14 protein-coding genes and 1 pseudogene are annotated in these 21,551 nt (G+C 61.2%); 3 read left to right on the plus strand and 12 right to left on the minus strand.

The features are described 5' to 3' along the window. Positions 1–101 precede the first annotated feature (101 nt). Positions 102–1,433: an amino-acid N-acetyltransferase gene (argA, locus tag ACOI7D_RS12760; RefSeq protein WP_004149616.1), complete on the plus strand. Its 1,332-nt coding sequence runs from the start codon at positions 102–104 to the stop codon at positions 1,431–1,433. 208 nt (positions 1,434–1,641) lie between these two features. Here argA and recD read toward each other — a convergent pair whose 3' ends face one another. The 12 genes from recD to rppH all read right to left on the minus strand — a co-directional run bounded on the left by recD (position 1,642) and on the right by rppH (position 20,129). Next, entirely contained in the window at positions 1,642–3,486 is a 1,845-nt protein-coding gene (gene recD / locus ACOI7D_RS12765) for an exodeoxyribonuclease V subunit alpha (RefSeq protein WP_109546971.1), read from the minus strand. Beyond that, positions 3,483–7,019 carry an exodeoxyribonuclease V subunit beta gene (gene recB / locus ACOI7D_RS12770; RefSeq protein WP_109546970.1) on the minus strand — a complete coding sequence of 1,179 codons (3,537 nt, stop codon included), beginning with the start codon at positions 7,017–7,019 and terminating at the stop codon, positions 3,483–3,485. The genes recD and recB overlap by 4 nt, the downstream gene beginning before the upstream one ends. Then, positions 7,016–9,901 carry a pitrilysin gene (gene ptrA / locus ACOI7D_RS12775; protein WP_109546969.1) on the minus strand — a complete coding sequence of 962 codons (2,886 nt, stop codon included), beginning with the start codon at positions 9,899–9,901 and terminating at the stop codon, positions 7,016–7,018. Before ptrA ends, recB begins: the two co-directional genes overlap by 4 nt. A gap of 120 nt (positions 9,902–10,021) precedes the next feature. After that, positions 10,022–13,399: an exodeoxyribonuclease V subunit gamma gene (gene recC / locus ACOI7D_RS12780; protein ID WP_109546968.1), complete on the minus strand. Its 3,378-nt coding sequence runs from the start codon at positions 13,397–13,399 to the stop codon at positions 10,022–10,024. A 12-nt stretch (positions 13,400–13,411) separates the two neighbouring features. Continuing rightward, positions 13,412–13,735 (minus strand): prepilin-type N-terminal cleavage/methylation domain-containing protein, encoded by a 324-nt coding sequence (locus ACOI7D_RS12785; protein WP_023290895.1) that lies wholly within the window; start codon positions 13,733–13,735, stop codon positions 13,412–13,414. Continuing rightward, positions 13,720–14,127: a DUF2509 family protein gene (locus ACOI7D_RS12790; protein WP_050533526.1), complete on the minus strand. Its 408-nt coding sequence runs from the start codon at positions 14,125–14,127 to the stop codon at positions 13,720–13,722. Before ACOI7D_RS12790 ends, ACOI7D_RS12785 begins: the two co-directional genes overlap by 16 nt. Next, positions 14,124–14,681: a prepilin peptidase-dependent protein gene (locus ACOI7D_RS12795; protein WP_032453975.1), complete on the minus strand. Its 558-nt coding sequence runs from the start codon at positions 14,679–14,681 to the stop codon at positions 14,124–14,126. The genes ACOI7D_RS12790 and ACOI7D_RS12795 overlap by 4 nt, the downstream gene beginning before the upstream one ends. Beyond that, complete coding sequence (locus ACOI7D_RS12800) at positions 14,678–15,229, minus strand: prepilin peptidase-dependent protein (protein WP_072421894.1); 552 nt, start codon at positions 15,227–15,229, stop codon at positions 14,678–14,680. The genes ACOI7D_RS12795 and ACOI7D_RS12800 overlap by 4 nt, the downstream gene beginning before the upstream one ends. A 189-nt stretch (positions 15,230–15,418) precedes the next feature. Continuing rightward, positions 15,419–16,213, minus strand: coding sequence for a thymidylate synthase (thyA, locus tag ACOI7D_RS12805; protein ID WP_023290899.1), 795 nt, complete (start codon positions 16,211–16,213; stop codon positions 15,419–15,421). Positions 16,214–16,219: 6 nt separating this feature from the next. After that, entirely contained in the window at positions 16,220–17,095 is an 876-nt protein-coding gene (gene lgt / locus ACOI7D_RS12810) for a prolipoprotein diacylglyceryl transferase (RefSeq protein WP_004205445.1), read from the minus strand. A gap of 244 nt (positions 17,096–17,339) precedes the next feature. Continuing rightward, positions 17,340–19,586 (minus strand): phosphoenolpyruvate--protein phosphotransferase, encoded by a 2,247-nt coding sequence (ptsP, locus tag ACOI7D_RS12815; protein WP_023290901.1) that lies wholly within the window; start codon positions 19,584–19,586, stop codon positions 17,340–17,342. Between the two features lie 12 nt (positions 19,587–19,598). After that, entirely contained in the window at positions 19,599–20,129 is a 531-nt protein-coding gene (gene rppH / locus ACOI7D_RS12820; RefSeq protein ID WP_004205443.1) for an RNA pyrophosphohydrolase, read from the minus strand. A 453-nt stretch (positions 20,130–20,582) separates the two neighbouring features. Here rppH and ACOI7D_RS12825 point away from each other — a divergent pair. Further along, a pseudogene (locus tag ACOI7D_RS12825) lies at positions 20,583–20,723 on the plus strand (hypothetical protein); the annotation flags it as partial. Between the two features lie 88 nt (positions 20,724–20,811). Further along, positions 20,812–21,507: a DNA mismatch repair endonuclease MutH gene (gene mutH, locus ACOI7D_RS12830; protein ID WP_032453976.1), complete on the plus strand. Its 696-nt coding sequence runs from the start codon at positions 20,812–20,814 to the stop codon at positions 21,505–21,507. The last annotated feature ends 44 nt before the right edge of the window (positions 21,508–21,551 follow it).

Raw genomic sequence — 21,551 nt, forward strand, 5'->3', positions numbered from 1 at the left:
ACATGTTTTTCAGGGCTTAGCCTGAAATTGGGGCTTGCGTTTAACGGCAAAACAGAATAAAAATACAATAATTACGAATAATCATGCATTGAGGGTTTGTCATGGTGAAGGAACGTCGCACTGAACTGGTAGAAGGATTCCGCCATTCTGTTCCCTATATTAATGCCCATCGGGGAAAAACGTTTGTCATCATGCTGGGCGGCGAAGCCATTGAGCATGAAAATTTCTCAAATATTGTCAATGACATAGGGTTATTGCATAGCCTGGGCATTCGCCTGGTGGTGGTCTATGGCGCCCGCCCGCAGATTGACGCTAACCTCGCCGAGCACCATCACGAGCCGGTCTATCACAAGCAGACGCGAGTGACTGACGCCAAAACGCTGGAGCTGGTTAAGCAGGCGGCGGGGATGCTGCAGCTGGAGATCACCGCCCGCCTGTCGATGAGCCTCAACAACACCCCGCTGCAGGGAGCCCATATCAACGTCGTCAGCGGCAACTTTATCATTGCCCAGCCGCTGGGCGTTGATGACGGCGTTGATTATTGCCACAGCGGCCGCATTCGCCGCATTGACGAAGAGGCGATTCATCGCCAGCTCGACAGCGGCGCCATTGTGCTGATGGGGCCGGTCGCGGTGTCGGTTACCGGCGAAAGCTTTAACCTGACTTCGGAAGAGATCGCCACCCAGTTGGCCATCAAGCTGAAAGCAGAGAAAATGATCGGCTTCTGTTCTTCGCAAGGGGTTTACAACCAGGCCGGGGAAATTGTCTCCGAACTGTTCCCCAATGAAGCGCAGGCCCGCGTCGAAGAGCTGGAAGCGGACGAAGATTATAACTCCGGTACCGTGCGCTTCCTGCGCGGGGCCGTGAAGGCCTGCCGCAGCGGCGTGCGGCGCTGCCACCTGATCAGCTATCAGGAAAATGGCGCGCTGCTGCAGGAGCTATTCTCACGCGACGGCATCGGCACCCAGATCGTCATGGAAAGCGCAGAGCAAATCCGTCGGGCGACCATCAACGATATCGGCGGTATTCTCGAGCTGATAAGCCCGCTGGAACAGCAGGGCATCCTGGTGCGCCGCTCCCGCGAGCAGCTGGAGATGGAGATCGACAAATTCACTATTATTCAGCGCGATAACACCACTATCGCCTGCGCCGCCCTCTATCCTTTCCCGGAAGAGAAGATCGGCGAAATGGCCTGCGTGGCGGTGCATCCGGATTACCGGAGCTCGTCGCGGGGAGAGGTGCTGCTGGAGCGCATTGCCGCCCAGGCCAGACAGATGGGGCTGAGCAAGCTGTTTGTGTTAACCACCCGCAGCATCCACTGGTTCCAGGAGCGCGGCTTCACGCCGGTGGATATCGACCTGCTGCCGGAGAGTAAAAAGCAGATGTATAACTATCAGCGCCGGTCGAAGGTGCTGATGGCCGACCTCGCTTAAGCCCTTCTTCGCTGTTGCTAACGGCCCGGGATAAAACGGCGTTTATCGCTCCCCGGGCCTGTCCCCTGCTACGCCTGGCCGGCACGCTGTCTGCGGCTCGCGGGTAGAATTCTGCTCTTCGCGTAGACCCTTTACCTCGCTGGCTCACCGATATGCGCCCAGCCGTCGAGGTGCGTCGTCACGCTACCCGTCGCCCAAACGCGGCATCTCAGGGGGCTTTGTGCCCGGCGAAGATCTCCGTCAGGCCGCTTCGCCGCTCGGTTCGCGTCACAATGGCCTGGGAGAGCACCTGCTCGTCGGCATAGAGCGACAACCGCTGTTTCGCGCGGGTGATCGCGGTGTAGACCAGTTCGCGCGTCACCAGCGGGACGCTGCGCGCCGGCAGGATCAGCGCCGCATGGTCGAACTCCGATCCCTGCGATTTATGCACGGTCATTGCCCAGGCGGTATCATGCTCCGGCAGGCGGCTCGGCTGCACCGACTTGATGGCGCCGTCGGGCATGCGGAACCACACCCTCAACTCGCCGTTGCGCTCCAGCGCTATCCCGATATCGCCATTAAACAGTCCCAGCGCGCTGTCGTTGCGCGCGATCATAATCGGCCGGCCGTCATACCAGCGGGAGTGGCGCGGCAGGGCGATCGCCCGCTGACGGTTGAGCCGCTGCTCCAGCCGCTCATTGACGCCGCTCACGCCGTACGGCCCTTCCCGCAGCGCGCACAGCAGCTGAAATTCGCTGAAGGCGGCCAGCATCGCCTGCGGTTCCGCCCGCTCGCGGCGCAGCTGCAGGTAGCGCTCATAGCCCTGCTGTGCCGCGCCGAGCATGGCTTCGTACTCTTCGGTCGTGCTGAGGGGATGAAGCGCGATATCGTCAAACGGCTGGCGCAGCGTGGCCTTCACCTCCGCGCGCGCGCCAGCGTTCACCGCCCGCGCCAGGCTCCCAATGCCGGAGTGACTGCCGAAGCGATAGCTCTTTTGCAGCAGGCACAAGCTATCTCTCAGCGCGCCAGCGATAGCCCCCTCGCCCGCCGGTACCGGTGAACCGGTCAGCCGGGTCAGCTCCTGCGCCCGCGCGGCGGTATAGCCCGAGCTCGCCCAGGCGCAGATATCCCCCAGCACCGCCCCCGCTTCCACGGAGGCCAGCTGGTCGCGATCGCCGAGAAAAATCACCCGCCCGTGAGCCGGCAGCGCGTCGATGAGCCGCGACATCATCGGCAGGTCGATCATCGAGGCTTCATCCACCACCAGCACGTCCAGATGCAGCGGGTTGCCGGCGTGATAGCGCATGCGCTGGCTGCCGGGCTGGGCGCCCAGCAGACGGTGCAGCGTGCTGGCCTCGGTGGGAATCAACGCTTTCTGCGCGTCGGTCAGCGGCAGTTTTCTCAACGCCGCGCCCAGCGATTCGGTCAGACGCGCCGCCGCTTTCCCCGTCGGCGCCGCCAGGCGAATACGACAGCGCGGACTGTCTTCAATCTGGATTAGCGCCGCCAGAAGTTTGGCCACGGTGGTGGTCTTCCCGGTCCCGGGACCGCCGGAGATCACCGAGATGCGGCGGGTCAGCGCCACCGCTGCGGCCACTTTTTGCCAGTCGGTTTCGCCGGTGGCAGGGAACAGAGCGTTCAGGGTTGACGCCAGCCGGGCCTCATCCATCTCCAGCACCCGGTTGGCTTCGTTGAAGAAGCGGGCGACGGTCAGCTCGTTGCGCCACATCCGGTTCAGATAGAGCCGGTCGCCGCATAAGATCATCGGCGCCGGGGCATCGCCGCCGCTCACCGCCGACGAAGCGAGCAGCATCGCGGGCCAGTCTTCCGGCGCGCCGGCTTCGGCCAGCAGCCGATCGCGGATTTCCCCCGCTTTCCCGCCGAGCGCCTCGTCGCCGCTCAGCCGCGAGAGCGGCAGGCATACGTGCCCCTCGCCGGCGTCCCGGCTCAGCAAGGCCGCCGCCAGCTTGACCGCCGGCGGGTCGTTTTGCGCCACCATCAGAGCAAACTGGACGTCCAGCGGCCGCAGCAGACGCTGCTCCACCGCCGCCAGCAGTAGTTGTTCGAAAGTCATGAGGCCTCCTCCTGAGTTTCTCCGGCAAACAGCTGATCCAGACCGTCAATCAGCGGTCGCACCGGCCGGGTGGTGAAGATCCCCTGCCCCCCCTCCTGCCCGTCCATGCCGCGCAGGAAGAGATAAATCACGCCGCCGAAGTGGCGGTCATAGTCGTAATCGGCCAGCCGGTGGCGCAGATAGCGGTGGAGCGCCAGGCTGTACAGCTGATACTGCAGATCGTAGCGGTGAGCCCGCATCGCCTGCTCCATCGCGGGCCGGGTATAGGCCTCGCGATCTTCCCCCAGCCAGTTCGATTTGTAATCCAGCAGGTAATAGCGGCCTTCGTGGCGGAAGACCAGATCGATAAAGCCCTTCAGCATACCGCGCACCTGACGGAAATCCAGCGGCGGCGTGTCGGCGGAAAGGGGCTCGTACTGGCGGATAAGCGCGTCAAGGCGCTCCGCCGTCAGCAGCTGGGCGATAGGCAGATAAAATGCCATCTCCACCTGTTTATCCCGCGCCGCCAGCTGATTGAGCGCGATATCCGGCCCCGGCAGACGGGTCTTCAGCACGCCCCCCAGCCAGTCGGTCAGCACCGGCGCCCACTGCGCGTCAAACCCGCTCAGCTGCAGTTTCTCCGCCATCCACCCGTCCGGTACCGGCTGGGTAAAGTCCAGCTCCTCAAACAGACTGTGCAGGAAGGTTCCCGGCGCGGCGCCGCGCGGAAACTGGTGCGGGGTCAGCTGCGGATCTTCCACGACTTCGCCGACGCCGGCGGCATCGACATCCAGACGCGGCAGCAGATCCTGTCCGCCGCTGAAACCATGCTGCTGCAGCCCGGAATAGCTGGTCACCCGCCAGTCGTCGGCGATGCGGCGCTGCAGCTCGCGCGCCGACAGCGGGGGAATGCTCGCCGCCGGCGCCTGCCACGGGGTCAGATCCAGCTCGCCAGGTCTCTGTAATGCAATATCGCCATGGCAGAAGTCCGCTAAACGCGCGGCCAGCCCGGCGGCATCCATGGCTTCGCCCGCCTGCAGCAGCCGCCCGAGGGCGCTCAGATGAAAATCGCTGTTGCCGGACTTTCGACTGCTGAGGGGCGCCACGCCAAGGCTGCAGTGCCAGACCGCGCGGGTGAGAGCGACGTACAGCAGGCGCAGATCTTCCGCCAGCCGCTCCGCCTCCGCCAGCTCGAGGCTGGCCTCATCCTGGCCCAGATCCAGTACCGCCGCGAACGTCTCGCGATCGTGATAGAACGCCTGGTCCTGTTTGCGAAACCGGGCGATAAACGGCAGCCAGACCAGGGGATATTCCAGTCCTTTTGACTTGTGAATAGTGACGATTTGCACGAGGTGCTTATCGCTTTCGAGACGCATCTGCTGGCTGGCGGCGTTGCTGTCCGGCTCGGCGATATGCTGTGTCAGCCAGCGCACCAGGGCATGCTCGCTTTCCAGCTGGCTGGCCGCCTCCTGCAGCAATTCGCTGATGTGCAGTATGTCGGTTAAGCGCCGCTCGCCGCCCCGGGTCGCCAGCAGGTTCTCGGCGATGTGCCGGGCCGTCATCAGCGCCCGCAGCATCGGCATCACCCCGCGCTGACGCCAGATCTGGCGGTATTCGCTGAACTCCTCCACCAGCGCGTCCCACGCCTGCTCATCCTGGTTGAGGTTTTCAATATCCAGCGCGGTCAGGCCAAACATTGAGGTCGCCAACGCGCTGCGCAGGGTATTTTCCCGCTCCGGGGACAACACCGCCTGCAACAGCCAGAGCAGCTCCTGGGCCTCCAGCGTCTCAAAAACGCTGTCGCGGTTGGAGAGGTAGACCGAGGGGATGCCCAGCGTCTGCAGCGCTTCACGCACCTGCGCCGCCTCCAGCCGGTTGCGCACCAGCACGGTAATATCCGAAGCCTGCACCGGGCGCGAAGTTTCCCCACGCCACAGCCGTGCGCGCCCCTGCTGACCGGCGCTCAGCCAGTCGCGGATCTGCGTGGCGCAGAGCTGGGCCATAAACGTCTGATAATCGCCGGCGCCAACGGTGTCGCCGGGCATCAGCCAGACGTTCATCGCCGGGACATCCGCCGCGTCAACGGTAAAGCGCAGCCCCTGGTTCTTCGCCGCCGACTTCACCGGCAGGAACGGTATCTCGCGAAACATGAAGGGGTTATCACTGAGGCTGAACAGCCGGTTAACGCTGCCCACCATGCCAGGGGAGGAGCGCCAGTTGGTGTCAAGCGTGTAGTGCGCGGCAACGTCGCCGCGCGCTTTCATATAGGTAAAGATATCGGCGCCGCGAAAAGCGTAGATGGCCTGCTTCGGATCGCCGATCAGCAGCAGCGCCGTCTCCGGACGCTGGCGCCAGATACGGCGGAAAATCCGGTACTGCTGGGGGTCGGTATCCTGAAACTCATCGATCATCGCCACCGGAAAACGCTGGCGAATGGCGCTGGCCAGCGCCTCGCCGCTGTCGCCGCGCAGCGCCTCATCAAGCCGGCTGAGCATGTCGTCAAACCCCAGCTCGCCGCGACGGCGCTTTTCGCGCGCGACCGCATCACGGATCTCGACCATCGCTCTCGCCAGCACCAGATCGGTGAGCGTCAGCGACGAGGCCAGCAGCGATTCGACGGCGCTAAACAGAGGATGCACGGGCGGTTCGCCACCGGCTTTGGTACGCTCAAGCAGAAACGACTGGGCAAATTTCTCCAGCGCGTCGGGCAACTGATAGCTCAACGTCTCTTCCTGCGCCCAGGCGGTCACTTTCTCAAGCCATTTGCCCTGGTTGCCGCGATTGAACTTCCGCCGGTCAAGGCCGGAATCTTCAAGCACGCCTTCGATCTCCCCCACCTGCTCGCGCCACTGCTGCTTGAGCGAGTCAATGCGGCCGATGATTTGCTGATGGCGCTCGGCCAGCGTCTCGTCGGCGGCTGGCGGCGACTTGAGCTGCGGCGCTTCGCCCTGCAGCCAGCGGTCAAGGGACTTCAGCAGGTCGCGCGGCCCTTTCCAGACATCATGGATCACCGCCGCGATATCGCGGGTCAGTGGATAACAGTGACGGCGCCAGAAGTCGGCGCAGGCCTGATAGCGCAGGCGGGATTCATCCTCGATCAGCTGCTGCTCGAACAGCATGCCCGACTCGAAGGCGTTAAGGCTCAGCATCCGCTGGCAAAAACCGTGGATGGTGAACACCGCCGCCTCGTCCATCTGCCGTTCGGCCAACAGCAGGGTCTTCGCGGCATCGTCTTTATCGGCGATCTCCGCCAGCAGCGCGCTGTAGAGCGGGTTGTCGGATTCACCGCGCATACAGGCGATGCGCAGTTCATGGATGTTGCTGCGGATACGTCCGCGCAGCTCTTCGGTCGCCGCCTCGGTAAAGGTCACCACCAGCAGCTCTTCAACGCTGATGGCGCGGGGATAGGCGGCCTCGCCGCCCAGCCCCAGCAGCAGCCGCAGATACAGCGCGGCGATGGTAAAGGTTTTTCCGGTGCCCGCAGAGGCTTCTATCAGGCGCTCGCCCCTCAAGGGCAAGCGCAGGGGATCCAAAGACTCAGCGGTGTCGGTCATTCATTCTCTCGCATCAGGGGTAAGGATTGCTGCAATGCGCTGATGTTTTCCCACACTTTGCCGCCTGCCGGCTGGGCGTAGTCCGCTTTGCCATTCTGGCTACCGGAAATCTGGGACAATATCGTCATGCCCTGCGGATCCACCACCGTCTGATGGAAGAAATCGGCAAGTTTTTGCGGCGTCAGCAGTTTAATCTGAGCCACTACTTTATCACGTGAATCAAAACGCATATTACCGCGATCGAAATCTTTGCTCAGTTTCGATGCCTCTTCGCCCAGCGTCTGTGGCGCCTGCAGCATCTGGCTTATCACCGCCTGCTGGAGTTGGGCAAACTCTTCCGGCTTCATCGCCCGCAGCTTCGCCTCCGCGGTGGGGAAGAAGGCCTGGAACCGCTGCCAGAGGAAAGCCGGCTGCTTATCGCTACTCTGCAGCAGGAAGCCCATACCCCACTGGCGCCCCACGTTCATCGGGAAGGCAAAGACCGCGTAGCCGAGCTGCTCTTCGGTGCGCAGCTGGTTGTAGAACCACGGCTGAATAATCTGTCCCAGCAGGGTGCTGGCGGCGGTGCTGCTGAATTCATCCACGTTGGGCGGCGCAAACACAGCGGCCAGCGCGGAGTCGGTGCTGTTGCCCGCTTTGTTGAAGATCGCCAGCTGCTGCCGGTTCACCACCACGTCTTTATTGCGGCACCATTCGTTGCCGTCAGCGCCCAGCTGCTGCTGGATCTGGCGAGCCAGCGTCGTGGCGGCATCGGCGGACATATTGCCGATCACCATCAGTTCAGGGCGCCCCTTGGTTTTCAGGTTGGCGCGGTAGTCGAGCACTTCCTGCAAGGTGATGGAAGGCAACAGCGCCCGGCGTACTTCGCGCTGGAAATACGGTACCTGGGAGACCATCTGGATCGGCATTATCGCCTGATCGTAGGCTTTGCCCTTCTCAGCGGAGTCCATCATTTGCGCGTACCAGGATTTGGCCTGCTCCAGCTGCTCCTCGGTCGGCGTATAGCTGAAGTATCCCTGCAGCAGGTCGCTGAACAGCGCCGGCAGGTGCTGGGTGTAGCCGTTGGCATTGACCATTAACCCGTTATTGGCGCCGGTGGAGAACGAAATGCCGCCGACCGCCGCCTGGTTACTGAGCTGATCGAGGGCGATGCCGGCGAGATAATCGTTGAGGGCAAACATCACCTGCCGGCGAGCGCTGTCCATCGCCTGGGGATTACGCAGCACAAGAGAGATATCCGCCTTCGGCTCGCTGGCGAAATACTGGCTCGGGGCATAAACCACCCGCAGGGTCGGCTCATCGAGGATCAGCTGAGGGTGCGGCCAGGCTTTATCGCTTTTGATGAGGGTGAAATCATCCGGAATATAGGGGTTGAGCGCCGGCAGCTGCAGCTTGATCGCCTGCGCTTTTTGCTGCCAGTCAGCGAACGTCTGCTCGCCGATCTTATCCACCTGATACGGCGCATCGACAAAATAAGCGGTCTTGTTATGCGGTTCCTGCGGGCTGATATACCAGATGCGCGCGTTCTGCGGAGTCATCATCGCCAGCCGGTCTTTGATCGCCTGCGGGTCGTAGCGATCGGCAATGTTGACCACGTCCAGCGCATGCTCGACCGGCACCCGGATCATGGTATCCGCCAGCCATTCCACGTAATCCATGTCACGGTTGATCGACGGATAGCGGAAATCCAGCGCCAGCACATGCGCCAACTCGTCAAAGTAACGTTTGTCGACACCCTGAGTACGCAGGAGGTTGAGGTAGCTGAATATGGCCGCCGTCACTTCGTCGCGGTGCGCCAGGCCTTTATCGGTGAGGGTGGCCGAGATCGCCAGCACGCCGCTGTTGCCGTTCACCACCGGGTCAGAATCCGCGCGGATACCTTCCGCCAGTCCCTGCTTTTGCAGCCAGTCGGAGAGCGTCCCCGGGCTGCGGTTGCCGATCAGGTAAGTGACCAGTTCATCCGTTTTGCTGCGGAAACGATCGCTGTTGTTGTCGATGCGAAACTCGACGCGCAGCACTTTACGCGGCATCGCCGGCACATAGTGAATAATGATGCCTTTTTGCGCATCGGTTACCACCGGGACGCTTATTTCCGGCCTGCTGATGTGACGATTCGGCACGCGGCCAAAGGTGTCAGCGGCCATGAGCGCCAGCTCCGGCAACGGCTTGTTGCTGTAGATCACCGCTTTCATCAGGTTGGCGGAGTACCAGCTATCGCGGAAGGTGTGCAGCGCATCAAGAACCGGGTTGCCGGGCTTATCGCTAAGCGTCTCGAGGTTGCCGCCAGAGAAGTGGGCCGCCGGGTGAGCCGGGTTAATGGTTTCTGCGCTGACCTGGGCCATGCGCATCCCGTCTCGCGTCCGGGCCATCGTCAGCTCGGCGTTGACCGCGTTACGTTCGCGGTCGGCATATTTTTTATCCAGCAGCGGCGCGGCGATGGCGTCGGCCAGCCGGTCTACGGCCCCGTCCAGCGCATCATTCTCCACTTCGAGATAGAACGCGGTGCGGTAGGGCGCGGTGCTGGCGTTATGGCTGCCGCCATGCAGCTTAAGAAACTCTGCAAGGCTGTCAGGCTGGGGATATTTTTGCGACCCCATCAGCGTCATATGTTCCAGAAAATGCGCCAGCCCCTGATGATCGGCCGGATCCTGCAGGGATCCCACCGGCACCACCAGCGCCGACAGCGATTTCACCGCCTGCGGATCGGAAACCAGCAGCACGACCATGTCGTTATCAAGACGGATCGCCTGATACTGACGCGTATCTTTTTCGCTTTTGCGGATCGTCTCCTGAACAGGCTGCCATCCGGTGTCGGCTTGACTCAACGGCGCCCAGAGGGCGGCCAGCACGACAAAAACCTTGAACCATAAACTGCGGGGCATTCACGAACCTCATCATTAACAAACTTGCGCTGCACGGCGTGCAGCCTTTTATGTCCATCAGTCCGTGATACGTTGCGCATAATAAATGAACCGCCATTCACTGCGCAATTTTTATACTATTTAAATTTGTGTGGACTGATGGTAACGATATAGCGGTAACAGATAACGCTGCGTCTGGGCAATGATTTCTTCGTAATGCGCCGGCTCCAGCGAACGCCACAGGCGTTGATACCAGATATCGGCGCCCTCCCCGCTGACCACCATGTTACCTTCGTAGGTCTGCAGGAATTTGCTCCGCGCTTTCTGCTGCGTCTCTTCATCCATTACGATGACATCCTTTTCGGCGTCATAACAGGCTTTCAGCCAGGCGCCACCGCTTTCCGGCAGCAGCAGCAGCGGCTGCGACATCCCCAGCAAATAGCCATCCACCAGCTCATTAAGGTACGCCTGCGCCTCGGCGGGCGCCAGCGGCGGAAAACGCCACTCTCCCTCTTTACGCACAAACAGCCGGCTCTCGCCGGCGCCGCCGCTGGCACAGTAGACAAGGTGTTCCAGCCAAAGTTGCATCCCCTGGGAGACGCTCAGCAGCGAAGGCCGCCAGCGCAGCAGCCCGTCCGGCTGCACCTGCTGCAGCCAGCCGGTCAGATTTACGCCGCCGCACTGGAGATCGATCTCCATGCTTTGCGCCTGCTGGCGCTCGGCTTTCACCCGCTCGGCCAGAGCCTGCATCTCCAGACGCTGCGTCTCCCACACCAGCTCGCCAAAGGCGCCATACGGCAGCTCGCCGGCGGCGCGGAAGCGGCGGAACATGGCCGAGGCGTCCTGTTCCTCGATAAGGGTATTGAGCAGTTGCTGGTTCAGTTGATAACGGCTCAGCCCTTCCAGGGTGAAGGGCTCGTCATCGGGAATATCATCCTCTTCCGCACGGAAATTGACCCGCAGACGCTGCTGAAAGAACGCGCGAACCGGGTGCTGCCAGAAGCGCAGGAGCTGCTCGAACGGCAGGCTGTCTATCGGCGGCGGGGTAAGCGGTTGAATGAAGTCGCTATGCGCCTCACCCTGCTGGCCGGCGGCAGCCAGCCATTCCCGGGCGTAGCTCTTGTTCTCGTCCTCCTGGAAATTGGCGATGTCGAACGGCATGCGGGTATGCAGGTGAGTGATGTGGGCTTTAACCCGCGCCTCGCTGGTGTCGCAATCAAGCTCCTCGTCGCCTGCGAGACAGTGACTCTGGCCGATGTAATCCACCAGCTCCTGCACCAGCACCGAGGGAAAGCGCTCGCTGTTGTCCTGGATAGAACGGCCAATGTAGCTGATATACAGCGTCTGTTCGGCGGACATCAGCGCCTCAAGGAACAGGTAGCGGTCATCATCGCGCCGGCTGCGGTCGCCGCGCTGCGGCTTCTGACTCATTAAATCAAAGCCCAGCGGCGGCAGCGTTCGCGGATAAACCCCATCGTTCATCCCCAGCAGGCAAACCACTTTGAAAGGAATAGAGCGCATCGGCATCAGGGTGCAGATGTTGACCGGGCCGGCGAGAAAGCGCTGGCTGATCCGTTGTTGATCGAGGCGCTGGGCCAGCTCATCGCGCAGCAGCGTCAACGGCACCTGGTCGCCATACTGCGCCTCCAGACCGCTATCAATCACCGCCAGCCACTGCTGCTCAATCAGCGCCAGCGCCGCTTCGGTCTCGCTGTCCGGCAGGAAAAAGTCATTCAGCAGATCGCGACAGACCGGCAGCCACTCCGCCAGCGGCCGCTGCTGGGCGAGACCGCGTCGCCACAGGTTAAGCTGCATCAGCAGCGATGCGAGGTTACCCACCAGTTCGGCGATCAAACCACTGGATTCGTCATAGGGCAGCACCGACTGCCATTCGCCCTCCCGGCTGTCCATCGCGTAGCCCAGCAGCATGCGGGTAAGGCCGAACCGCCAGGTGTGCTGGCCGGTCGCCGGCAGGTCAAGCTCACGGACGTTGTCGTCATCCATTCCCCAGCGGACCCCGGACTCGTTGACCCACTGGCGCAGGTAGCGCAGCCCCTCTTCGTTGATGTTAAAGCGCGCCGCCAGCACCGGCACGTCCAGCAGCGCCAGCACATCTTCGCTGGCGAAGCGGCTGTCGGGCAGCGAGAGCAGCGTGATAAACGCCTGCAGCACCGGGTGCGACTCCCGGGCGCGGCGGTCGGAGATCGCCCACGGCAGCCAGCGGTCGCCGCTGGCGGCGCCAAACACCGCCTGTATAAAGGGGCTGTAGCTATCGATATCCGCCACCATGACGATGATATCCCGCGGCGTGAGCGTCGGATCCGCCTCCAGCATCGCCAGCAGCCGATCGTGCAGAACCTCCACCTCACGCTGCGGACTGTGGCAGACGTGAATGCTCAGGCTGCGGTCGTCCTGCGCCAGCGGACGTTTGTCGCGACTGTGAGCGAACGCCTCTGCGCTCTGCCCGGCCACCGCCGTGTTGCGCAGTTCGAGGATATCCGACTGCAGGTTATGCAACAGGTTATCGGGAACGATATCGACAAAGGCGTCCAGCTCCTCATAGCGCTCCAGCCCCGCCAGCAGGTAGATATAGTCGCGCCCCAGCTTGCCCCAGGAGGCGAGCAGCGGGTTGCCGACCTCCTGCTCCCCGGCGTCATTAAACAGCCCTGGCGCCTGCCCGGCGTCGCGGAACAGGGGCAGCGCGCGCGCCTCGCGGTGATGGCGTCGCTGACGCGACAGTAGCTTCGCCAGAAACGCCGGATCTTTAATATCTCCCCAGTAGTAGCGGCAGGGGTTGGTGAACAGCACATAGACATCGACATGCTTACCCAGCGCCTGCAGCGCCTGCAGGTAGACCGGCGGCAGCGCGGAAATTCCACAAATAAAGACGCGCGACGGCAGCCCGGCGGGAGGTTCATCTGCCTTTTCCAGGGCGCTGATAAAGCGCTGATAGAGATTGGCGCGGTGCCACTGCGGCTGACCGAGCTCGGCGGTATAGCGCACCAGCGCTTTCCACAGCGGCGCCTGCCACTGCTGGGCGTCGCCGAGGCCGTCAACCCGCTGGTCGGCCTCCCAGCGCATCAGCCATTCCGGGCGATAGACCAGATACTGGTCATAGAGGTCCGCTACCCGGGCGGCCAGCTGAAACAGCTTGCGTTTGTCGCCGTCATCGCTCAGATACTGGCGCAGCAGGATAAAATCGTCTTCTTCCAGGTGCTGCGGCAGGAGAGTCATCAGCTTCCAGCTCATGCTCTGCTTGCTGAAGGCGCTTTCGCCAGGGATATCTTTCAGGACGCGCACGAACATATCCCAGATAAAGCTCGCCGGCAGCGGAAACTCGATGTTGGCGGCAATTCCGAAGCGCGAGGCCAGGGTCATCTGCAGCCACTGCGCCATACCGGTACTCTGCACCAGCACCATTTCAGCCTGAAAAGGGTCATCCAGCCGCTGGCGCTCGACGATAAACTCCATCAACGCCTCGAGAACATCCAGCCGGTTTGAGTGGTATACCCTTAACATAATTGCTCCTGACTACTGGCTGACCGGGCAATGCAGCCGGGTCATCTGCGCCCGCTTTGCAACGGGCATACTGATCGTTACCGTGATGCTGACACATCTTTGCGTCGATGTCTGCATACGGCTTACCTGCTCGCCTGCCGGCGGAGGCGGCGCGGAGAGCTGGCTATAGCGCCAGGCGTCGCGCCATAGCTGACGCGTCTGGTTCAGCTGGTGGACCCCTTGCGCCATTCCGCGCTGATAGCCGCCCAGCGCGGCGACCGTCAGCACCATCAGCGCCATCGCCAGCACGGTCTCCGGCAGGCTAAAACCCCGCTGGCGCTTCATGGCATTTGACATAAGCTCACCTCCCTGAGCGGGCAAAAATCGCTCCAGCCATGGGCGAAGAAACGCACCTGCCCGCCGCGCACCTCGCCGGACTGCCAGACCTGCACCTCGCCGCTGGCGCTGCTGAGCAGCAGCGAACCGTCGTCGAAGATGCGCAGACAGGCGCGCCAGCCCTGCTGCGCCTGCTCGCGGCAGGCCAGCGGCGCCTGTGCCGACCAGGCCTGCTGCTTTCCCCACTGTAGCGCCGAATGGGCCACAGCCGTATCGCGGATCGCCTGCGTTTCGCTGGCGGTTTGCGCCAGCAGCGCCCGCTGCTGCAGATTAAGCCCCTCAAGCAGCAGGCTACCGAGAGTCAGCAACAGGAGCACCATCAGCAGCGACGACATTCCACGCTGGCGGATCACAGGTTATACCCCGTCACCCGCTGCTCCACCTCGGCCGCCAGACCCGCCTGCCGGGCAGAACGCGCCGCCAGCGTCACGATCAGCTCCGGCGCGAAGCCCTCGGTCAGCAGACGCTGCGCCGCAAAGCGCGTCACCACGATAGCGGCCGGATTGGTGATTTTCTCCCATCCGCTGCCGCGGCAGTCGCTGGCTCCGCGCAAAGTCTCCAGCGCGCCGTCGCGCAGGCGAAAGCCGGTGCTCTCCGCCGCTGCCGCAGGGGAGGTTTCCCATGTCCCATTGCTGTTCGCGTCCCAGCGCACAATCAGGCACTCGCCGTCGGCGGCAAGCTCCAGTCCGGCTCCGCCGCACGCTCCCCGGCAGTATCCGGCGCGCTGCAGATGTTTACCCACGGCATGCACCCGCTGCCACAGTTCATTCTCCAGGGCCAGCTGTTCGCCCTGGCGCAGAATATGGCGCTGCAGGGCGGGTAGAAAGCGGCAGGCGCCAATCAGCAGCAGCGAGCCTATCGCCATGGCGATAAGCGCCTCCGCGAGGGAAAATCCGCGGCGGCTCACTGGCACCCTCCCGCGCTGTCGCTGCGGCATAAACGAATCCGCCCCCAGTGTGAAATCACAATGCTCCAGCTGCCGGCCTCGCTCTGCAGCCGCAGATTCCCCGCCCAGGCGGTGCTGCGCAGGCCGTAGAATCCCAGGCCAGGCGTGACGCCTGCCAGCGAGATCCCCGGCCAGCGCGGGCGCAGCGTTAAGGTCGACCCGGAGGCGCACGCCGGCGCCTCCCCCTGCGCACTCAGGCACCAGCCCTCTTCATCCTGGCCGACGCGAAGCACGCGGTCCCGGTTGTAGGCGTTGGCGTCATCGCGCAGGAAGACCAGGAAATCCCGCACCTGGACGGCGGTTTGCCACAGTCGTTGCTGCTGCTGCCAGCGCTGCCAGCCGTACAGGCCGCCGACGCTGAGGATCATCATTAACGTCAGCGTCACCAGGGTTTCCATCAGGGTATAGCCATGTTCTCTGTTCATGGCGCAGAGTATGCCGCGGCGGTTAGCCCTGGCGCGACGACGGAAAATAGCTTTCCCGGCCAGACACGCAAAAAAGGTTTGTATGATCAACAGCAGAACATTTTTTTGCGAGCCTCTTTCCAACATTCCCGCCCACAACCGCCTGTGGCCAGGGGGCGGGATGAAGCGTTCCTATCCTAATGGCGACGAGGGCTGCCACCCCATTCAGGTGGTGAAAACGGCATAAAAAAACCGGCGCCATTGGACGCCGGTTGGTCATATCTGCAGAGGGGGTTAAATCGCCACTGGCGCTTTGATTCCCGGGTGCGGATCGTAACCTTCAATCTCGAAGTCTTCAAAGCGGTAGTCGAAGATCGACGCGGGCTTGCGTTTGATGACCAGCTTCGGCAACGGACGCGGTTCGCGGCTCAGCTGCAGATGAGTCTGCTCGAGATGGTTGCTGTACAGATGGGTATCGCCACCGGTCCAGACGAAATCGCCGACCTGCAGATCGCACTGCTGCGCCACCATATGCACCAGCAGCGCGTAGCTGGCGATGTTGAACGGCAGGCCGAGGAAGACGTCGCAGGAGCGCTGATACAGCTGGCAGGAGAGCTTGCCGTCGGCGACATAGAACTGGAAGAAGGCGTGGCACGGCGCCAGGGCCATCTTATCCAGCTCGCCGACGTTCCACGCCGAAACGATGATCCGGCGGGAGTCCGGGTCGTTTTTCAGCTGGTCCATCACCGTGCTGATCTGGTCGATATGACGACCGTCCGGCGCAGGCCAGGAACGCCACTGTTTGCCGTAAACCGGCCCCAGGTCGCCATTTTCATCTGCCCACTCGTCCCAGATGGTGACGTTGTTGTCGTGCAGATAGGCGATGTTGGTGTCACCCTGCAGGAACCACAGCAGTTCATGGATGATGGAGCGTAAATGACAGCGCTTGGTGGTCACCAGCGGGAAGCCTTCCTGCAGGTTAAAACGCATCTGATGGCCGAAAATAGAGATCGTGCCAGTGCCGGTGCGGTCATTTTTTGGCGTGCCCTCGGCGAGCACTTTCTGCATCAAATCAAGATACTGTTTCATGGTTCCTCAAGAATTCAGTTGCTGCGGACGGTGGCGGTAAGCCCAAACCATCATGATGATACCCGCAAGCACCATCGGGATCGAAAGAATCTGCCCCATGCTGATGTACTGCACCCAGCCGCCGGTGAACTGGGCGTCGGGCTGGCGGAAGAATTCCACGATAATGCGGAACAGGCCGTAGCCAATCAGGAACAGGCCGGAAACGGAACCGGTCGGGCGCGGTTTACGGATAAACAGGTTCAGGATCAGGAACAGCACCACGCCTTCCAGCGCCAGCTCGTACAGCTGCGACGCGTGGCGCGGCAGCGCGCCATAGGTATCAAACAGCGATTGCCATTCCGGGTGGGTCGGCAGCAGCGCCAGGTCTTCGGCACGGGAGCCCGGGAAAATCATCGTGTAGTGGAAGCTCGGGTCCACGCGGCCCCACAGCTCGCCGTTGATAAAGTTGCCCAGACGCCCGGCGCCAAGGCCAAACGGGATCAGCGGCGCGATAAAATCTGAGACCTGGAAGAAGGTCCGTTTGGTGCGTCTGGCGAAGATAATCATCACCAGGATCACGCCGATCAGGCCGCCGTGGAACGACATGCCGCCGTCCCAGACGCGGAACAGATACAACGGATCGGCAAGAAAGACCGGCAGGTTGTAGAACAGCACGTAGCCGATACGGCCGCCCAGGAAGACGCCGAGGAAGCCCGCGTAAAGCAGGTTTTCCACTTCATTTTTCGTCCAGCCGCTGCCCGGACGATTCGCCCGACGGGTGGCCAGCCACATCGCAAAGACAAAGCCCACCAGGTACATTAAACCGTACCAGTGGAGGGAGACCGGGCCTAGAGAAAAAATGACCGGATCGAACTCCGGAAAATGCAGGTAGCCACTATTCATCTGTCACCATAAAGACTTGTTATTCCGCCGAAAGTGGACAGCGGTGATGATCCATGCCCGATTAAAACGGGCACGCCGAAGGAGGCGAATCATAGCATAAGCCAGGTGTGCGATCCGCGCCGGCGTGTAAAAGATATGTATACGGATGCTAACAGAATGCCGTTTTCCCGGTGGTATTCTATTTTGCAGGAGGGTGCGAACAGAGGATTCCCGGGTTACGGCTTACGCCTCACCCGGGCTACCGCTACCGCCCGCCGCGGATCAGGCCGCCGAGACCGCGCCGCTCCATAAAGGCCGCCACCTGATGGCGCACCTCGGCGGTCATCTGGGCTTCGAGGCTGCGACGCGACAGCTCCTGCGCCTCTTCGATATCGATGCGGCGCAGCAGATATTTCACCCTCGCCACCGAGCGGCCGTTCATCGACAGATGGCGATAACCGAGACCGATGAGGATCGTCACGCACATCGGGTCGCCTGCCATCTCGCCGCACAGTCGCAGATCGATGCCAAAGCGCTCCGCGTCATGGGCGATCATCGCCAGCGCCCGCAATACCGCAGGATGCAGGCTGTCATACATGCTGGCGACCCGGGTATTGTTACGGTCGACGGCCAGCAGGTACTGGGTCAGGTCGTTCGTGCCTACCGAGATAAAATCGATCCGGCTGGCCAGCTGCGGCAGCATAAAGACCATCGACGGCACCTCCAGCATCACCCCCAGACGCGGACGCGGGATGGCGTAGCCGATCATCTCTTCGACTTCCCGGCTGGCGCGGTCGATCAGCCGACGGGCCTCATCGACCTCTTCCAGACTGGTCACCATCGGCAGCAAAATGCTGAGGTTGCCGGTGGCGGCGTTGGCGCGCAGCATCGCCCGCACCTGGATCAAAAAGATCTCCGGCTGATCGAGGGTGATGCGGATCCCGCGCCAGCCAAGGCACGGATTCTCTTCACTGATCGGCATGTACGGCAGCTGTTTATCCGCGCCGATGTCCAGAGTACGCAGGGTCACCGGTTTGCTGTTAAACATCTGCAGCATGCCCTGATACTGGGCGACCTGCTCCTCTTCTGAGGGGAAGCCGCTCTGCAGCATAAAAGGAATTTCGGTACGGTACAGACCAATACCGTCAACAAAGCTGCCGAGCTTCTCTTCGTGCTCCGGGCTTAAGCCGGCGTTGAGCATGACTTTCACCCGTTCGCCGCTTTTCAGCTCCGATGCGCGCTGGAGATCGTCCTCCGCCAGGCGGCTGAGCTCGTTCTCTTCGCTGATAAGCCGCTGATATTCCTGCAACAGAACAGGTTCAGGATCCACCAGCAGCTCACCGCGATAGCCATCGACAATCAGCGTATGGCCATGCAGCAGCGAGGGCTGAATATCGGCGCCCATCACCGTTGGGATGCCAAGGGCCCGCACCATAATGGCGGCATGGGAGTTGGCAGCGCCATCGCGCACCACCACGCCGGCCAGACGATCCTGCGGCACCTCGGCGAGGGTGGTGGCCGACAGCTCGTCCGCCACGAGGATAATGCGCGCCGGCCAGGTGTTAGGTCCCTGAATACTGTCGTCGAGATGGAACAGCAGACGCTGACCCAGCGTGCGCAGGTCGCCGGCCCGCTCTTTTAGATAGCCGTCGCTCAGCGCGGCAAACTGTTCGGCGAACTTCTCGATGATCTTTTTGACCGCCCACTCGGCGACGGCGCCTTTGTCGACTTCGGCAAAGAGCTCGCGACGCAGGCGGGCGTCGGAGAGCAGGTGCGAGTAGAGATCGAAGATCGCCGCCGTCTCTTTTTGCGCGCCGGCGGCGTAGCGTTTGCTGTAGCGACGAAACTCGTTGGCCGCTTCTTCCAGCGCGCCGGTCAGGCGTTCACGTTCCGAGGCGGTGTCCAACGTCGAGGCTTCATACACCTGCTCCATCAGCGGCAGGCTGACGTCCATCCAGCCCTCGGCGATCGCCACCCCGGAAGAGGCCGGCAGAGCGCGAATGCGCGTCTGACGATACTGGCCGAACAGGGCGTTCAGCTGGGACTGGGAGAGGATCGCCGCCATCTGGGTGGCGAGGGTGACGAGGAAAGACTCTTCGCTTTCATCAAACTGGCGCAGCTCACGCTGCTGAACCACCAGCACGCCCAACAGCTGGCGGCGCTGGATGATCGGCACGCCAAGGAAGGCGCGGAAGCGGTCCTCTTTGACGGCGGGAATATACTTGAAGCTGGGGTGTTTTTGCGCATCGGCGAGGTTGATGGGCTCCGCCAGGCGGCCAACCAGCCCCACCAGGCCTTCATCGAACGCCAGCGCAACGGTGCGCCCGCGAGGTTTTTTTAACCCGCGGGTAGCCATCAGGTAATAGCAGCGTCGATCATTGTCAGCCAGGTAAACCGAGCAGACTTCCGTCTCCATCGCCTGGCAGACATCCGTCACCAGAATATCCAGCGCCTCGTTTAAACGCGGCGCACTCGCGACCTTCTCGACTATTTCTCGCAACCGAGTGAGCATAATGTGCGTGGCTTAACCTCTTTTACGTCGATAAGCAGGCGCGCTTTGCGGCTTAGGTGCGCTCTCCGCCAGCGACATAGTGACGCTGGCGAACTCTTTCATCACCCGGCGGTAGACGTCGCGTTTGAACGACACCACCTGACGCACCGGGTACCAGTAACTCACCCAGCGCCAGCCATCAAATTCAGGTGTGCTGCTGGTTTGCATATTGATGTCCGCGTCGTTACCGATCAACTGCAAAAGAAACCACTTTTGTTTCTGGCCGATACAAACCGGCTTTGTGTCCCAACGCACCAAACGTTTAGGCAACTTGTAACGCAGCCAGTTACGGGTTGAGGCAAGGATCCGCACATCTTTACGGCTTAACCCGACCTCTTCAAACAATTCCCGATACATCGCCTGCTCTGCGGATTCTCCTGGATTTATGCCCCCTTGCGGGAACTGCCACGAGTGCTGACCATAGCGTCGGGCCCACATGACCTGGCCCTGACGATTACAGATTACAATACCGACATTTGGGCGGTAGCCATCGTCATCAATCACCGGACTACCTCAAGATAAGCTTCAATGTGAATGATTGTTTCACACTCGTCGGAAACGGTAAACCACTCTGTTCGCACACTGAGAACGGATAACATTTGAATAACTCACAGTAATTGCCAGAGTTATAAACAGCGAAAGCGCCCGACGTCCGATTTTATTCACTTTTTCTGTGGATAGAGTTGTGAAGAAGTACGGAATTAACCCGGGAAAACCCGGAGTAATCTGAACATCGCACTGCTAGCACCTTATAATAATGATAGCATATTCATTAAGTTAGAATATATTCCTTTCACTTATTACAGCGTAACGTGACGATCATCACACATGCGATCCGCCGACTGATGAAAGATCGAGCAATGTCGATTTTATCCACAGATTACGCGCAGGTCGCGGGCATATTTTCTCTAAAAATTCGATTTTCGTCGCACGTCAAGGCTGTAAATCGAACCAGTAGTGGGGCTTTTCCCCAGTTATCCCACTTTTCTGTGGATAACATGGTGTAAGATCCTGTTTATTGTCAGTGACCAGTTCTGGAAAACCTGTTTTCATGGTTTTCACCTGCCGCGTAATGACCTTAAAAAATCATATAAATCATGGGATTGGTATAGTTACTCAGAAAACGATAAACTCTATCCACAACGCGCAAAATTAGCGCTCATTTTTTAACCAAAGGTGTCGCCCTATGCCCGCTATCGCTCCGCTCTCCTCTCCGCCGCAAAGTCAGGAACAGCTGTTGGCCCAGGCCCGCCAGCTGGCCGGCTATACGCTGGGTGAGCTGGCGGCGCTGGCCGGGATCCCCATTCCCCGCGATCTGAAACGTGATAAAGGCTGGACGGGCATCCTGCTGGAGCTGTGGCTGGGGGCCAGCGCGGGCAGTAAACCCGAGCAGGATTTCGCCGCGCTGGGGGTGGAGCTCAAAACGATCCCTATCGACAGCCGGGGCCGTCCGCTGGAGACGACTTTTGTCTGCGTCGCACCGTTAACTGGCAATAGCGGCGTCACCTGGGAGAGCAGCCATGTGCGGCATAAGCTGCAGCGAGTCCTGTGGATCCCTGTGGAGGGAGAGCGCACCATTCCTCTGGCGGCGCGGCGCGTCGGCGCACCGCTGCTGTGGAGTCCGGACGAAGAAGAGGAGCGCCAGCTGCGCATGGACTGGGAAGAGCTGATGGATCTTATTGTCCTCGGTGAGGTGGAGCGCATTACCGCCCGCCACGGCGAGGTGCTACAGCTAAGACCGAAAGCGGCCAACAGCAAGGCGTTGACCGAAGCCATCGGCGCCCGCGGGGAGACGATCCTCACGCTGCCGCGCGGCTTCTACCTGAAAAAGAATTTTACCGCCGCCCTGCTCGCCCGCCATTTTTTGTTACAACACGATTAATTTTTTGTTCTGCGTTGGGGCTTGCATATAATTGCTGCTTTCTA

Source organism: Klebsiella sp. C360, assembly GCF_048822415.1.
In the GTDB taxonomy this organism is placed as follows: Bacteria; Pseudomonadota; Gammaproteobacteria; order Enterobacterales; family Enterobacteriaceae; genus Klebsiella; species Klebsiella quasipneumoniae.